The sequence below is a fragment of the Actinoplanes sp. DH11 genome (assembly GCF_020873875.1).
Taxonomy (GTDB): Bacteria; Actinomycetota; Actinomycetes; order Mycobacteriales; family Micromonosporaceae; genus Actinoplanes.
In genome coordinates this window covers 207,247-223,295 of record NZ_JAHWGU010000004.1, presented here as the reverse complement: position 1 = coordinate 223,295, position 16,049 = coordinate 207,247, and the positions used below count along the sequence as shown (strand labels likewise).

The 16,049-nt window shown below is 70.0% G+C and carries 12 protein-coding genes; 7 read left to right on the top strand and 5 right to left on the bottom strand.

From position 1 onward, the window contains the following. Positions 1-153: 153 nt before the first annotated feature. Positions 154-3,474 (top strand): protein kinase, encoded by a 3,321-nt coding sequence (locus tag LPA41_RS43230; RefSeq protein ID WP_374238126.1) that lies wholly within the window; start codon positions 154-156, stop codon positions 3,472-3,474. 32 nt (positions 3,475-3,506) lie between these two features. Here the strand turns inward: LPA41_RS43230 and leuE are convergent, their stop codons facing one another. Then, positions 3,507-4,163 carry a leucine efflux protein LeuE gene (leuE, locus tag LPA41_RS08145; protein ID WP_229069325.1) on the bottom strand — a complete coding sequence of 219 codons (657 nt, stop codon included), beginning with the start codon at positions 4,161-4,163 and terminating at the stop codon, positions 3,507-3,509. Further along, on the bottom strand, positions 4,160-5,410 hold the full coding sequence (locus LPA41_RS08140; protein WP_229069324.1) for a bifunctional pyridoxamine 5'-phosphate oxidase family protein/GNAT family N-acetyltransferase: 1,251 nt from the start codon (positions 5,408-5,410) through the stop codon (positions 4,160-4,162). The genes leuE and LPA41_RS08140 overlap by 4 nt, the downstream gene beginning before the upstream one ends. 48 nt (positions 5,411-5,458) lie before the next feature. On the opposite strand from LPA41_RS08140, the gene LPA41_RS08135 reads away from it, so the two are divergent. From LPA41_RS08135 to rny, 6 genes are all read left to right on the top strand, one after another. Beyond that, on the top strand, positions 5,459-6,805 hold the full coding sequence (locus tag LPA41_RS08135) for an aminotransferase class I/II-fold pyridoxal phosphate-dependent enzyme (RefSeq protein ID WP_229069323.1): 1,347 nt from the start codon (positions 5,459-5,461) through the stop codon (positions 6,803-6,805). Between the two features lie 107 nt (positions 6,806-6,912). After that, positions 6,913-7,575: a UdgX family uracil-DNA binding protein gene (locus LPA41_RS08130; protein WP_229069322.1), complete on the top strand. Its 663-nt coding sequence runs from the start codon at positions 6,913-6,915 to the stop codon at positions 7,573-7,575. Between the two features lie 21 nt (positions 7,576-7,596). Then, on the top strand, positions 7,597-7,797 hold the full coding sequence (locus LPA41_RS08125) for a DUF3046 domain-containing protein (protein WP_229069321.1): 201 nt from the start codon (positions 7,597-7,599) through the stop codon (positions 7,795-7,797). Between the two features lie 202 nt (positions 7,798-7,999). Then, positions 8,000-9,043, top strand: coding sequence for a recombinase RecA (recA, locus tag LPA41_RS08120; protein WP_229069320.1), 1,044 nt, complete (start codon positions 8,000-8,002; stop codon positions 9,041-9,043). 14 nt (positions 9,044-9,057) lie between these two features. Continuing rightward, the gene (locus tag LPA41_RS08115; RefSeq protein ID WP_229069319.1) at positions 9,058-9,882 is read left to right on the top strand and encodes a regulatory protein RecX; all 825 of its coding nucleotides are present in this window, start codon (positions 9,058-9,060) and stop codon (positions 9,880-9,882) included. Positions 9,883-11,751: 1,869 nt separating this feature from the next. Next, positions 11,752-13,476, top strand: coding sequence for a ribonuclease Y (gene rny / locus LPA41_RS08110; RefSeq protein WP_229069318.1), 1,725 nt, complete (start codon positions 11,752-11,754; stop codon positions 13,474-13,476). A 12-nt stretch (positions 13,477-13,488) separates the two neighbouring features. On the opposite strand, the gene LPA41_RS08105 is transcribed toward rny, so the two are convergent. The 3 genes from LPA41_RS08105 to LPA41_RS08095 all read right to left on the bottom strand — a co-directional run bounded on the left by LPA41_RS08105 (position 13,489) and on the right by LPA41_RS08095 (position 16,040). Continuing rightward, positions 13,489-14,370 carry an amino acid ABC transporter permease gene (locus LPA41_RS08105; RefSeq protein ID WP_229069317.1) on the bottom strand — a complete coding sequence of 294 codons (882 nt, stop codon included), beginning with the start codon at positions 14,368-14,370 and terminating at the stop codon, positions 13,489-13,491. Between the two features lie 70 nt (positions 14,371-14,440). Continuing rightward, a complete protein-coding gene (locus tag LPA41_RS08100) occupies positions 14,441-15,115 on the bottom strand; it encodes an amino acid ABC transporter permease (RefSeq protein WP_229069316.1) in 675 nt (224 codons plus the stop codon). Positions 15,116-15,179: 64 nt separating this feature from the next. After that, positions 15,180-16,040 (bottom strand): glutamate ABC transporter substrate-binding protein, encoded by an 861-nt coding sequence (locus LPA41_RS08095; RefSeq protein ID WP_229069315.1) that lies wholly within the window; start codon positions 16,038-16,040, stop codon positions 15,180-15,182. Positions 16,041-16,049: the final 9 nt, after the last annotated feature.

Genomic DNA, 16,049 nt, shown 5'->3' with positions numbered 1-16,049 from the left:
CCCTGAATGGGCGTTGTCGCAAGGCGCGCCGCGCCCCCCAGATCAAGATCATTCAGAGGTACGGGGTGAGCCGCACGCGGCGACCGGGTGATCGTCGTTCCGTGGGCGGTCTGTGCTGATTATCCTGATACCCGACTTGATGGGTGGGTGCCGATGGCGGTCAGGCAGATGCTCGTCGCCGATCGATACCGTCTTCTGGAGCCGGTCGGCGCCGGTGGGATGGGGCGTGTGTGGCTGGCCCGCGACGAGATGCTCCACCGCGACATCGCCATCAAGGAGATCGTCCCGCCGGCCTGGATGACCGGTGCCGAACAGCATCGCCTGCGTGCGCGGACCCTGCGTGAGGCCCGCAGCGCCGCCCGGCTGAACCATCCGCACGTGGTCCGGATCTACGACGTCGTGCACTCCGGCGACCAGTCCTGGATCGTCATGGAGTACATCCCGTCCCGCTCCCTGCACCAGGTGCTCGCCGACGAAGGGCCGTACGATCCGGCCGGCGCCGCCCGCATCGGCCTGGCCGTGCTGGACGCGCTCGACGCCGCCCACCACGCCGGTGTCCTGCACCGCGACGTCAAACCGCACAACGTCCTGATCGGTGCGGACGGCCGCGTAGTCCTGACCGATTTCGGTCTCGCCACCTTCGTTGACGACGGCTCGGTGACCATGCCCGGCCTGATCGTCGGTTCCCCGCAGTACGTCTCACCGGAACGGGCCCGCGACGGCGCCTCCACCGTGGAGGCGGATCTGTGGTCGCTCGGGGCCACCCTCTACGCCGCCGTCGAGGGCCGCTCGCCGTACGCCCGGGACAGCGCGATGGCCACCCTGGCCGCGCTCGCATCCGATCCACCCGATCCGCCGGTACGCGCCGGCCCGCTCGCTCCGATCCTCGACGGCCTGCTCCGATTCGAGCCGGCCGACCGCCTCACGGCCGCCGAGGTCGAACGCGGGTTGCTCGGCATAGTGGCGACCGACCATCGGGACATTCCGCTGGTACCGGGCCAGCGCGGTCCGCTCCGCCCGCTGATCGAGGAGGCGGCTCCGCTCCGGGGGTCTCCCGTTCCCGGATCTGCCGTGCCGGGCTTCCCGGGTTTTCCTCCTTCGAGGCACTCGCCCCCGGAGGCCGAATCGTCCGGCGACATCTGGTACCCGGTCGAAGCCGAACGCCCGGACGACGCTCCGCTGAGCGTCGGGGAGTGGCACTCCCAGGATTCCGGACCGGTCGGAGGCGGACCCCTCTCGCCGCTGCCTCCCGGCGGCGGACCGGCGCCTCAGCCGTGGCCACGACCGGAAATGGTGCCTGACGTCTGGCCCCGCCCTGTCCCAGCGCCATCCACCGGACCGGAACCGCTGCCGTGGCCCGAAACCGAGCCGTCGCCGTGGCCCGGGCCGGAGCCGGCACCACGGCCCGGCCCGGAGCGGTCGCCTGACCGGGCGCCGGGCGCAGAGGCGGCCGCCTTCTCGGTGCGCCCGGCCCAGGGATTCGCTGAGCCGGTGACAACCCCCGAGCGGTACGCGGCGGCCGACTCATCGCCGATCCCAGCGAGCCGGCCTCAGCACCACACCGATGCGGAGCCGGTCAAGAAGCCCTGGCGGGACATCCCGGAGACCGGAAACGACCCCTACCTGACGGGCGTCATATCGATGCCCGACATGTCCGTCCACGACGAGGCGACGGCGACCACATCCGATGTCTCCGCAGCGGTCGTTCCCGCGATAGCTTCGCTCCTGTCGAGGCCGACCGTGAGCCGGCCGCCGGCAACCGATGATCGTGGTCAGCAGGCGTCGGCCGAGGGCGTCGACCAGTACGCGGCAACGGAGGCTGCTCGCCGTTCCGCGTCGGACTTCCGCCCAGCCCAGGACTCTCCCATTTCACCCGGCGTGACTGAAAAAGATCACGCGGTTCTCCACGGAGCGAGCGACGATCCCGGTTCTGTGGTGAATACGCCGACGCCTCCAGCCGTACGCCCGGATGCCGCAACCAACTCGCTTCCACCCCCGCCCGAAGGCCCACTCCCGCCCGGAAACGCGCCGCTGCCCGAAGACCTGCCCTCACCCGGAAGCCCGCCGCTGCCCGGAAACGCGCCGCTGCCCGAAAGTCCGCCGCTGCCCGAAGGCCCGTCCTTGACCGAAGGTGCGCCGCCACCCGGGGGCCTGCCCTCGCCCGAAGGCCCGCCGCCGACCGCCGCCGCCCGGCGTCCGCGTCCGCGTCCACGTCCGCTCCCGCGCGCCGCAGGGCAGGCCACCGTCCGCTCGGTCCCCGCTCCGAGCGTCGCCCTCGTCGGCGAGATCCTGGAACCGGCCGCGACCCCCACCGGGGTCGCACCCGGGACGCCCCGTAAACGGGCCAGGCTGACAATCGCCGCCGTGCTGCTGGTGCTCATGATCGGCGGCTACCTGTTCCAGCAACGCGGCACCGATTCCCGCCTGGTCCTCCCACCGTCCGGCACCGTACTTCCCGCTCAGTCGGCGGAGGCGCCCCCAGCGAACACCACGTCAACGAACGCCGCGTCGGGGAACACCACGTCAACGAACGCCGCGTCGGGGAATGCCACGTCGGCGCACGCCATGCCGACGGACATTCCGCCGGTGACCGCCACGTCAGCGGATGTCACTTCAACGGACATTCCATCGTCAACCGGGCAGACAGTGGTCCCGTCGGCATCCCACTCGGCGAAGGTTTCGCCGGAACAGCCGCAGGCAACGACGGCCCCGGCGGAAGAGCCGCCAACAGTGACGGCACCGGGGGAACGGCCGCCGGGGAACGTCCCGACGAAGACCCTGCCGACAGGGGCAACGACCGCTCCGTTCCCGTCCGCACCCGTGCAGGCCTCGAGCAGCCGGAAAGCGGCGGCGATCGAGACCAGGGCGTCGAGGCAACCGGTGCAGTCACGGACCTTCGCTGGTCCGGGCGGCTTCTCGCCGATCACCTGCGACACCCCGGCGCCGGCGGGCCTTCGGACGACTCCGAAGAGGGGCGCGGCTCGCGGCGTCAACGGCGGGACCTTGCCGGTGGGCTGGTCGTACTTCAGCGACGGCTCGGGATTTCATCTGGCCGTGCCGGACGGCTGGACCTTTCAGCGCATCGGTGCCATTTATTGTTTTCGTGACCCCCGTGGTTCGCATGTGATGAGCCTCGACCTCGCGCGGAACCCGGCCGACGACCCGGTGAAGGCGTGCCGGGCCGAGGACCGGAGGCTTCGGCGGGAGGGAAAGATTCCCGGGTACGCCTTGGTCTCCATCAAACGTGTCGCCCTGCTGCACCGCGCCGCCGACTGGGATGTGCGTTACCAGGGCCCCGGCGGACTCCGCAGGTCGAGCACCCGCTGGATGACCGTCGGCGACAAGGCCTACGCGATCGGCTGGGCCGTCCCGGACGCGGCCTGGGCGGAGAACGACAGCCGGCTCCGGATGGTCCGGACCACCTTCTTCACCACCCGCCCGAGCCGTGACGCCGGCGCGGTCAGCCGGCGATGACCGAAGGCTCAGCCAGCGCCGGCTGAAGGCTCTCAGCCGGCGCTGGCCGTGGCCAGTTTGATGCCGAATCCGACGAAAAGCGCACCCACCCCCGTTGACGCGCCCGCGGCCAATCGTCGTCGCTCACGGAACTGCCCGGCCAGGAAGCGCCCACCGAAGATCAGGGCCGTCAGGTACAGCGCGCTGAAGAACTGCACCACCGCGCCGAGCACCAGGAAGGACAGGGCCGGATGCGGGTATCCGGGTTCGACGAACTGGATGAAGAACGAGATGAAGAAAAGGATTGCCTTCGGGTTGAGCAGGCTGATCACCGCGGCACGCCGGAACGGGTGCTGGAGTCCCGGCATGTCCCCGGTGGTGACGGGGGTCGACGTAGAGCGGTCCCGCCAGCGGTGCCAGGCGCTGCGGATGATGTTGACGCCGACCCAGAGCAGGTAGGCGGCGCCCGCGTACTTCAAGATCATGAAAAGTGGGGGATAGGTGTTGAGCAGCGAGGCCACGCCGGTCGCGGAGAGGACCATGAGGACCGCGTCGCCCAGGAACACGCCGCCGGCCGCCAGGTAACCGGCGCGCACACCGCGTCGCGCTCCGACCGACAGCACGAATATGGAGTTCGGCCCGGGCAGCAGGATGATCGCCACCACCCCGAGCACGTACGTCCAGAAGTCGGTGATGCCCAGCACGGTCACGCCTCCCGGGTCGCGGCTGCCAGGCGGTCGCGCAGCTTCTGCGCGGCGGCGGGCCACTCGTCGGCCGTCATCGCGAACACCACGGTGTCGCGCCACGTGCCGTCGGGCCGGAGCCGGTGCCGGCGGATCAGCCCGTCCCGGCTGGCGCCCAACCGGGCGATGGCCTGTTGTGACCGCTGGTTGCGGATGTCGGTGTGCCAGGACACGCGCTCGGCACCGAGCACGTCGAACGCCCGCTCCAGCAACATCAGCTTCGCCTCGGTGTTGACTCCGGTGCGCCACCACTTCCGGCCGACCATGGTCTGGCCGATGGCGACGGACTTCTGCTCGGCGTCGACGTCGTGGTAGGTCGTCATCCCGATCACGGCGCCGGTGACCGGATCGACCTGCGCCCAGCCGGAACGGTCGCCGAGCCACTGGCCGCGCAGCACGGTGTCGATGATCGCGAGGCAGTCCTCCGGCCCGCGCGGGCGCGGTCCGGACATGTGCCGCCAGACCTCCTCGTCGTCCAGCGCCTCGAACAGCCCGGGGGCGTGCGCGGGCGTCAGCGGTTCGAGTCGCACGTGCTGCCCGTGAAGGGCGGCAGGTGTCTGCCACGGCGAGGGAGAACCCGGAAGGTACGCCGGAGGCGCCACGCCGACCCCCGCGTCGGTGATCGGTGGCCCGGCCACGGTGCGCAGTGGGAGCACGCCGGCCCAGTGCGGCAAACCCAGGTCCTCAGGGTCGTCACCGACACCGCCGGCCCGGATCCGGACCGACACCTCGGCCAGAGGCAGCGCGAGCAGGCTGGTCTGCGCGAGCTCCCGCCGGTCACCGGGGCGGCTGTCCGCCGAACGGCCGGCGCCCACCTTGTCGGCCAGAGCGGTCAGCACCCGGCTCTTCTCGGCGTCCTCGGTCACCGGCCGGGCAGTGCCGAGGGCCACGACCGAACGGTAGTTGGCACTGTGGTTGAACTGGGATCGCGCATAGACCAGCCCGTCCATGATCGTGACGCTCACGCAGACCGGGATGCCGTCGCCGCGAGCGGCCAGCATCATCCGTGACCCGGTGGAACCGTGCAGGTAGAGCGTGTCGTCCAGCCGGACGTGCAGGTTGGGGAGGACTCGGGGCTCACCGTCGACGACGAAACCGACCGCGCAGTCGAACGCCTCGTCGAGAATGGCGTGCGCCGCCTCTCGCTCGTACCGCATCTTGTGGCGGCTGCGGGTGGCGGTGGTCCGCTCGGTCTGCTGATAAAGGCCGGTCATCGGGGAGCCTCCTTGCGTGGAGCGCTGTACTAGTACACAATCGGATCTGTGCCAGCACAGTATCAGGTCAGTGGAGAGAGTGCCGCCGAGATTTCGGCCAGCATCGAAGCGGGGGTGCTGCGCGGTGACTGGGTCTCCGGCGCGGCGCTTCCCTCGGTGCGGATCCTGGCCGGGGCTCTGCACGTCAGCCCGGCGACGGTGGCGAAGGCCTACCAGGAGCTCCGCCAGCGCGGGTTGATCGAGACGGAGGGCCGGCGCGGCACCCGGGTGCGGCACCGTCCCTCGGTGGCCGTGCTCCGCGCGGACCTGGCGCCACAGGTCCCGCCCGGCGTCCAGGACCTGTCGACCGGTGAGCCGGACGTGCGCCGGCTGCCCCCTCTCGGTCCCGCTCTCGCGACAGTCGCCGCCGAGCTGGCCGGCCCGGAGGGTTATGCCTCCTCGGTCGCGATGCCGGAGCTGGCCGACGCCGCCCGTTCCCGTCTCCGGGAGGAGGGTGTGCCGATCACCGACGCGTCGATCACGGTCACCGCGGGCGCTCTCGACTCGATCGAGCGGCTGCTCAACGCTCACCTGCGTCCCGGTGATGCGGTTGCCGTCGAGGATCCCGGCTGGGCCAACCTGATCGATCTGCTCGCCGCTCTCGGCCTGCGTCCCGTCCCGGTCGCCGTCGACAGCGAGGGCATGCGGCCGGAGGCGCTCGAGGAGGCGCTGCGGTCCGGCGCGCAAGCCGTCATCGTCACCGTCCGCGCGCAGAACCCGACCGGCGCCGCGGTCTCCGAGCCCCGCGCGGCGAAGCTGCGTGATCTGCTGGCCGGGCATCCCGAGGTGCTGGTTGTCGAGGACGACCATGCCGCCGAGCTCGCCGACGGCCCGCCGCACTGCATCGGCCCGGTGACCAGGTCCTGGGCGTTCGTCCGTTCCGCCTCGAAACCGTTCGGCCCCGACCTGCGGATCGCGGTGCTGGCCGGCGACGAGACGAGCGTGGCGCGGGTGGTCGGCCGGATGCGGATCGGCATGGGCTGGGTCTCCACGGTGACGCAGCGGCTGCTGCTGCGGCTCTGGCGTGATCCTGAGGTCACCGAGCTGGTGGCGGACGCCGCGCGAACTTATGCGCGTCATCGGGACGGCCTGCGTTCCGCCCTGCTGACGCAGGACATCCCCGCCCTGGGCGAGACCGGGATCAACGTCTGGGTTCCGGTCCCGGACGAGGCGCGGGCGGTGGCGGCGCTGCGCGACATGGGGTACGCGGTGGCGCCCGGCACGCTGTTCCGGATCCGATCGGAGCCCGGGATCCGGATCACCGTCAGCAGCCTTGACGACGCGGACATCCCTGATCTGGCCAGGGCGGTCGTGGCCGCCGTCCGTTCCGCCGGTTCCGGCGTCCCGATGCGCTGACGCCTCGTCCGCGCGGCCGCCGCCCCAGGACCGGTGGGACGGATCCGTCCACCCGGAAGGGGCAATCCGGTCGGCATGGTGACGGACCACACGGGTAGAACGGAGCAATGGCATCGACCGAGGCACCACCCGGCGCGCAGCACTGGGTTCCGGCGAACCCCAGCGGCATCGACGAGCTGAAGTCGGCTGCGGCCGGCTGCCAAGGCTGCGAGCTGCACGAGAATGCGACGCAGACCGTCTTCGGCCGCGGCGCTGAACACGCGAGAATCGTCTTCGTCGGCGAGCAGCCCGGCGACGTGGAGGACCAGCGCGGCCTGCCGTTCGTCGGCCCGGCCGGCCGGTTGCTGCGCGAGGCGGTGGACGACGCCGGGATCGACCCGGCTCAGCTCTACATCTCCAATGCCGTGAAGCATTTCCGCTTCGAGCTGCGGGGCAAGCGCCGCATCCACCAGACGCCCGGCCCGGCGCACATCGCCGCCTGCCGGCCGTGGCTGGTGGCCGAGTTCTCGCTGCTCCGCCCCGAGCTGGTGGTTCTGCTGGGCGCGACGGCGGCAAAGGCGCTGCTCGGTCCGTCGTTCCGGGTGACCCGTTCGCGGGGGCAGCTGCTGCCCTGGCCGGCCTCGGCCCAGCACCCGGAGGACTTCCCGGTCGCCGAGATCCAGGCGCTCGCGACGATCCATCCGTCGGCGGTGCTGCGAGCCGACGACCGTGACGCGGCGTACCGCGGGCTTGTCGACGACCTCAAAGTGGCGGCCCAGGCCGTGGGCTGATTGTCTGAGTACGCTCGTACGGTGCGGCTGACAGATTTCTGGGGACGTCTCGAGGAGACATTCGGCGCGGCGTATGCGCGGAGCATCGCGGCGGATCACGCCTTCGCATCATTGGGCGGCCGGACAATCGACCAAGCGATTGCACAGGGTGTCGAGACCGTCACAATCTGGCGAGCAGTGGTGGCCGACTACCCCGATCGGGTGCCCTCCCGCCTGCGGTGACGCGTTTTTCGTACGCTTGTTCTGGCGTGTCGCTCGATAGTCGTACAGGTGTTCGGCTATTGTCCACAGCGGCTCGGCCATCCACAGGTGGAGGCGGGGTGGGAGATTTTTGTCGTACCCACCGCATACCGTGTCGGCCGTGGTGAACAGAAGCACTTCGGCGAAGACCGCGAACGCGAAGTCGAACATAGGGGTGGCGGCAATGGCAGGTCCGGATCGGGAAAAGGCGCTCGAACTAGCGTTGGCGCAGATCGACAAGCAGTTCGGCAAGGGCTCCGTGATGCGGCTCGGGGAGCGGCCGGTCGTGCAGACCGCCGTCATCCCGACGAGCTCCATCGCCCTCGACGTGGCGCTCGGCGTCGGCGGCCTGCCGCGAGGCCGCGTCATCGAGGTGTACGGGCCGGAGTCGAGCGGTAAGACCACGGTTGCCCTGCACGCGGTGGCGAACGCGCAGAAGGCCGGCGGCATCGCGGCGTTCATCGACGCCGAGCACGCCCTCGACCCGGATTACGCGCGGGCACTGGGTGTCGACACCGACGCCCTGCTGATCTCCCAGCCGGACACCGGTGAGCAGGCGCTCGAGATCGCGGACATGCTGATCCGCTCGGGCGCGCTGGACATCATCGTCATCGACTCGGTCGCCGCCCTCGTGCCGCGTGCCGAGATCGAGGGTGAGATGGGTGACAGCCACGTCGGTCTCCAGGCCCGGCTGATGAGCCAGGCGCTCCGCAAGATCACCGGTATCCTCAGCAACTCCGGCACCACCGCGATCTTCATCAACCAGCTCCGCGAGAAGATCGGCGTCATGTTCGGCTCGCCGGAGACGACGACCGGTGGTCGCGCGCTGAAGTTCTACGCCTCGGTCCGGCTCGACGTGCGCCGCATCGAGAGCCTGAAGGACGGCACCGACGTCGTCGGCAACCGCACCCGGGTCAAGGTCGTCAAGAACAAGGTGGCCGCCCCGTTCAAGCAGGCCGAGTTCGACATCATGTATGGCAAGGGCATCTCGCGGGAGGGTTCGCTCATCGACGTCGGTGTCGAGCAGAGCATCATCCGCAAGTCCGGCGCCTGGTACACGTATGACGGCGACCAGCTCGGTCAGGGCAAGGAGAAGGCGCGGGAGTTCCTCAAGGAGAACCCCGACGTCGCTGCCGAGATCGAGAAGAAGATCCTGGAGAAGCTCGGCGTGGGCCAGACCACCGGTGACGCCGCCGGTGGCCCTGAGCTGCCGCCGGTCGACTTCTGATCCGGCCGACCGCGATGGCCGGTCGACGTGGTGCACGGTCCGGGCGTGGATGGGATGCCATCCCGCCCCGGGCCGTGGACGACACGCCCGCGGGGGAGGCCAGGCCCGCCCGCGGGGGAGGCACGTCCCGACGCAGACGTTCCTCCGACGAGGGCTTGCCGCCCGGCGATCCGTCGCCGGGCGGTTACAACCTGGGCGGTTACAACCTGGGCGGTTACAACCTGGGCGGTCATGACCTGGGCGGCCTGCCCGACGAGGCCGGCCGGTCCGGTGCGGCGGCCCGTCCTCCCCGGCCCACCGAGCAGCGCAGTGAGTCGGAGATCGCGCGCGAGATCTGCCTCCGCCAGCTGGCCGTCCGCCCCCGGACCCGCGCCGAGCTGGCGAAGGTGCTGGCGCGCAAGGAGATCTCCGAGGAGGTGATCGCCGAGGTTCTCGACCGTTACGACGAGGTCGGCATCATCGACGACGCCGCCTTCGCCCGTGCCTGGGTCTCCAGCCGGCATCACGGCCGCGGCCTGGCCCGCCGTGCGCTCGCCAACGAGCTGCGCCAGCGCGGCGTGAGTGCCGAGGAAGCGAGCGAGGCCCTCGAGTCGGTCGACGACGAGTCCGAGGCCGCGACGGCGCGCGCTCTGGTGGACCGCAAGCTGCGGACCGCAACGGGTACGCCGGAAGCAGTCTTCCGCCGCCTCGTGGCAATGCTCGCCCGCAAGGGCTACCCGGCCGGCATCGCCATCCGCGCCGTCAAGGACGCCTTGGCCGCCCGAGACGCCGAAGCCGCCGAGTTCGCGGACGCGATAGACGCCGACGCCCTGGCCGACGAGACCGACGTCTCTTCCTGACCGAGGGCTTCATGCTTGGTCGCTGGAGATGGGCCGCGTCCAGGACAACGACGATGCGGTCCTGCACCGCGGACAACGCACGGCGGAGAAGTCGCGACAAGGATGCCGCACTCAGCACGGCCGACTGAATCGCCACTCCGCAGGGCGATCGCCGCTGTCGGCCCTTCCGCTCCGCAGCGCGATCGCGGCTGCCGGCCCTTCCGCTCCGCAGGGCGATCGGGGCTGCCGGCTCTTCCGCTCCCCAGGGCGACCGCCGCTGCCGAGCTTCCGCTGCGCGGGACCGGTGGCCCGGGCGACGGGTCGTCGGCGGAGGTTGCCGGTGCGGTTGGGCACGCCTCCGCACCGCTCACCGATATAGTCCTGTTGTGAGCTTCTAACCCATTCGCGAGCATCCGGCCTCCGGTCCATGCCGGTGGCTCGGGGCTGGCGGCTGGGCGCGCTGGGTTCACAGCTACGCACAGTTGCGGCGCGGGCCATAATGGGCGGGGCCTCGGTTGCGGGTTGGTAACGACTGTTGGGGCGTCATCACACGGTACGTCGGAAATGCCCGGCGCGATCGTGAGCTGGGCGTAAGCGCGTCTGTGCCCTACGTCCTATCCGCTGCCGAATCATGAGTCCTTGACCGAAGCGGTGCTCGCGACCTAGCCTCGCGTTACACAAGGTTTGTTCGACCATCGTAAGCAACAGACACAACATAGATCGCATTACATTACGGCATCACTTGAGCGCTTCACCCCGTACTCGTCGATGCTCCTCCCGGTCGTGAACCCGCGCCCGAAGGTGCGACATATCGGCAGTCGGGCCCACAACTCCACACACTCCGATCCGAACGGCGACTGCCGCGTCGGGGACGGATGGCATCCGGCGGCGTGACGGAGCCCGAGTGCACCTGTAACTCGAGCCGAGATCACCTCTCCGCATGGTTGCTCCGTCGCCGGCGGCATCCGTGCCAGCCAGCGGTCAACCGCATGTGCCGAGCGGCTACCGCGACACAGCCGCTGTACAGCCGGTCACCGAAGGCGGCCAAAGCCATAGCTATACGGCGAAGCGGACATGGAAGTCCCAGCGAACCCGCTGAGGCGAAGCGCCCGCCCAGACCGCAGCGAACGGCTGAGGCCCGCAACAGGACCGGGCGACCCGAGCATCCAGCCCGGGCCGCGACTTCGGCATATCGCGGAGCGAGCGCGCAGGCGCGGCCCACCGGCCACGCCTGCGGCGAAGCACACCCGAAGCCGGCCGCACCTGCGGCAGGCGATCCATCCGGCCAAGGGCAGGCATGCAGCCGGCGGCGGCGGGAACGCCCGGCCAAGGGCAGGCATGCAGCCGGCGGCGGCAGCGGGTGAGCCATCCGGCGGCGGCCGAGCAACTGCCGGCGTGCGGGCGCAACCAGCCGCAGGTGAGCAGCCGGCGGCAGGTAAGCCAACCGGACCGCAAACCCGGCAGCCGACGGCAGCCAGCGAACCGGCAGGCGGCAGCCGATAAGGCAAGCGGCAGCCCGAAAGGCAGGCGGATTCGCGAGCGGCAGCCCGAAAGGCAGCCGACAGCCAGTCGGCGGGCCCGGAGCCGGAAGCCGGACGGCAAGCGAGCCCGCAGGCCAGAAGGCGACCGAGCCCGCAGGCCGGAAGGCGACCGGAACCGCAAGCCGGGGACGGCGAGCGAAACCGCGAGCCGTTCAGCGAGCGGGAGCGGCGGAAGGCGCACCCCCGGGGTCGCCGGGCGGACGGAGATGGGGCCGGTCGCAAGGCCGGCGGTGAAGCGTGCAACCCCGGAGACTCCCGGTGCCGGTTGCGATCACTGCTTTGGTCGGGCATCCCGCAGGATGGCCGCGCGCGTGCACATCGCGCCGGCGGCGAAGGGAGACGCGGCGAGATGACCCCCCTGGACTGGGTGCTCGTGATTGCTGTCATCGTGCTCGCCGCGTCGGTGATAGCCGGGCTGGTCCTCGGGTCGAGGGCGTTGCGTCAGTTGCACGCGGAGCGGCAGGACGCGCAGGACCGGCAGGAGCAGGCCGTCGGCGCGGCGCAGGCGAAGGTGGCCGACGCCAACGCGAAGGCTGCTTCGGTGCGTGCGGAGACCGCCGCCGCCAAGGCGGAGGCGGGTGCGGCGCGCGCCGAGGCCCGCCGGGTCCTGGAGGCCGCGCACAGCGAGGCCGACACGATTCTGGAGCACGCGCACCGGCAGGCCGAGGCCGACGCCGAGCAGCTCCGTACGCAGGCCCGCCGGTCCGGGGAGCGGGAGATCGCGCTGCTCAATGCCACCGCGAAGGAGCAGGCCGCCGAGGTGGAGCGCCGGGCCGCCCGGATCGACGAGCGGGAGCGGCTGCATTCCGAGGAGTTGGAGCGCCTCGTCGAGCGGGAGCGCCGCCTGGCCGCGCGGGAGAGCGAGCTCAACACCAGGGAGGCGACGCTTGCCAAGCGCGAGGCCGAGATCGCCAAGGTGGAGGAGTCGAAGCGCCGGGAGTTGGAGCGGATCGCCGCGCTCACCGCGGAGACCGCGAAGGCGGAGCTGATCGACGCGATCGAGGGGCAGGCCAAGCGGGAGGCCGCGATCCTGGTCCGGGACATCGAGATCGAGGCGAAGAACACGGCGGACACCCGGGCCCGGCACATCGTCGTCGACGCCATTCAGCGGATCGCGAGCGAGCAGACCGCGGAGAGCGTGGTAAGTGTCCTGCACCTGCCGAGTGACGAGATGAAGGGCCGGATCATCGGCCGCGAGGGCCGCAACATCCGGGCGTTCGAGTCGACCACCGGGGTGAACCTGATCATCGACGACACCCCGGAGGCGGTGTTGTTGTCCTGCTTCGACCCGGTGCGCCGGGAGGTGGGCCGCCTCACGCTGGAGAAGCTGGTGCTGGACGGCCGGATTCATCCGCACCGGATCGAGGAGGTCTTCGACAGCGCCAAGAACGAGGTGGAACGGCTCTGTGACCGGGCCGCCGAGGAGGCGCTCGTCGACGTCGGGATCACCGACATCCACCCGGAGCTGACGAAGTTGCTGGGTCGGTTGCGGTACCGCACGAGCTACGGCCAGAACGTGCTGAAGCATCTGGTGGAGACCGCGCACATCGCCGGGATCATGGCGGCTGAGCTGGGACTGGACGTGCCGACGATGAAGCGGGCGGCGTTCCTGCACGACATCGGCAAGGCGCTCACCCACGAGGTCGAGGGCAGTCATGCGCTGATCGGCGCGGATCTGGCCCGCAAGTACGGCGAGCACGAGGACGTCGTGCACGCCATCGAAGCGCATCACAACGAGGTGCCGCCGCAGACGATCGAGGCCGTGCTGACGCAGGCCGCGGACGCGTGTTCCGGTGGGCGGCCGGGCGCCCGGCGGGAGAGCCTGGAGGCGTACGTGAAACGCCTGGAACGCATCGAGGAGATCGCCGCCGGCAAGGTCGGCGTGGAGAAGGTCTTCGCCATGCAGGCGGGCCGGGAGATCCGGGTGATGGTGCGGCCGGACGACATCGACGACATCGGGGCGGCGGTCCTGGCCCGCGACGTGGCCAAGCAGATCGAGGAGGAGCTGACCTATCCGGGCCAGATCCGCGTCACGGTCGTCAGGGAGTCGCGTGTCACGGAGCTGGCCCGGTAGGAGGGCGCTCGGTCAGTCGCCGGCGGCTTCGCCGGTCTGGACCAGCCCGGCCGGAACCGGCTGGCCCTTGGTGCGCGGCGCCCGGCCACTGCGGCGGGTCCGTCGTTCCAGCCACCCGGCCAGCGCGGTCAGGATCGAGTTGACGACGATGAAGATGGCGGCGACGACGATCGCGGCCTGCACCACGTTGCCGAAGTTCGCGGCGACGTTGTTGACGCCCATCTGCAGCAGCTCGCTGTAGGAGATGATGTAGCCGAGCGCGGTGTCCTTCACCAGCACGACCATCTGGCTGACGATCACCGGCAGCATGGAACGGGCGGCCTGCGGTACGAGGACCTCACGCATCACCTGGCTCTTGCGCATGCCGAGCGCGTACGCCGCCTCGCTCTGCCCGCGCGGCACCGCGTGGATGCCGGCCCGGAAAGCCTCCGCCAGCACCGACCCGTTGTAGAGGGTCAGGCCGATGACCACCGCCCAGAAGATCGACATCGGCTGCTCGGTGATGAACGGGACACCGAAGAAGATGAAGAACATCAGGAGCAGCAGGGGTACGGCGCGGAAGAACTCCACGACCGCACCGGCCGGGTACCTGACCCAGCGGTGGTCGGAGAGCCGGCCGACGGCGAACACGATGCCGAACGTGAGCGAGAGGACCATCGCGACCGCCGCCGCGCCGAGGGTGTAACCCAGGCCCGGCAGGATGTAGTCGGTCCAGGTGCTCAGCGCGGTGAACGGCTTCCAGAGCGCCCCGGCCCACTGGCCTTTCTCGTCGAACTTGGCGTACACCCAGTAGGCGAGCCCGAGCAGGACGAGACCGAAAACGACGGTCAGCGCCGCGTTACGGATCTTCGCGCGGGGACCCGGGTGGTCGTAAAGGACCGCATCCGTGCTCATGCCGGCTCTCCGTTTCGCTCCGAGCCGCCATGTTCAAGGCTGAGCTGCCGGAGTTCGATCGCTTCGCTCCTCACCTCTTCACCGCCAGCCGGTTCGCGAGCCAGCCGAAGCCGTAGCCGGCCGGGATCAGGACGACGGCGAACGTGCCGGCGAAGACCAGGAAGATCGGGATGACCGCGTCTCCGTTCGCGTTGATGAGTTCCTTCATCGCGTTGGAGGACTCCATCAGCCCGATCGTGCCGACGATCGTGGCGTTCTTCGACAGTGCGATGAAGATGCTGCCCAGCGGCGCGACGACGGCCCGGCCGGCCTGCGGCAGGACGATCATCGTGAGCGTCTGCCGGAACGACATGCCGATGGCCCGTGCGGCCTCGGCCTGCCCGGCGGGCACCGTGTTGATGCCGGACCGGATCGCCTCGCAGACGAACGCGGCGGTGTAGACCGAGAGGCCGATCACGCCGAGCCAGTAGTTGTTCAGGTCGATCTCGTCGGACACCGAGAAGCCCAGTGTCGAGAAGAGGCCGAAGTAGCAGAAGAAAATGATCAGCGTGAGCGGGGTGTTCCGGAAGACGTTCACCCAGGCCGCACCGAAGCCGCGCAGCACCGGCACCGGCGAGACCCGCATCGCGGCGAGGAGCACGCCGAGCACGAGCGCGCCCACCGTGGATGCCGCCGTGAGCTTCAGGATCCAGAGGAACCCGGTCACGTACACGTCGACGTTGTAGGGGTCGGAGAAGACGTCCATCGTCACCTTTTCGGCAACAGGTGAGCGGAGCCGGGTCGCCCCGGCTCCGCTCAGGTCAGTCAGGTCAGGCGCAGTTCGCGAGCTTGGTGGTGTCGAGCTCCGGCGCGGCGGTGCCGCTCTTGCCGAGCGAGTCGTCCCACGCCTTCTTGTACGAGCCGTCGGCCGCGGCGGCCTTCAGGATCTCGTTGATCTTGTTGCAGCCCTCGCTGTCGTCCTTCTTCAGGCCGATGCCGTAGGGCTCCTCGCTGAACGGCTTGCCGACCACCTTGAACTTGCCGGCGTACTGCTCCTGCGCGGCGTAGCCGGCGAGGATGATGTCGTCGGTGGTGACCGCGTCCACCTGGCCGCCGGCGAGCGCCGTCACGCACTTGGAGTACGAGTCGAACTGCTGGAGCTGGGCGTCCTTGTAGTCGGTCTGGATCCGCTTGGCCGGGGTCGAGCCGCTCACCGAGCAGACCTTCTTGCCCTTGAGGGCTTCCGGGCCGGTGATCGTCGAGTCGACCGGGACGAGCAGGTCCTGGCCGGCGATGAAGTACGGCCCACCGAAGTTGACGACCTTCTTGCGCTCGTCATTGATCGTGTAGGTGGCGACCACCAGGTCCACCTGGCCCTGCTGGATGTACGGCTCGCGGTTCGCGGAGACGGTGGTCTTCCACTCGATGCCGCTCTCCTCGACGCCGAGACCCTTGGCAATGATCTTGCCGATCTCGATGTCGAAGCCGGTGTAGGTGCTACCGGTCTGCAGGCCGAGACCCGGCTGGTCGGCCTTCACGCCGATGACCAGCTTCTTGTCGTTGGTGGCCTTGCCGACGATGCCGGAGGCGCCGCCGGAGCTGCCGCTCTCGCTGTCGCCACCGCCGCACGCCGCCACGGCCAACGCCATGGTGAGCGCGCCGAAGGTCGCTGCAAATCGGGTGATGCGCATGTTTACGCT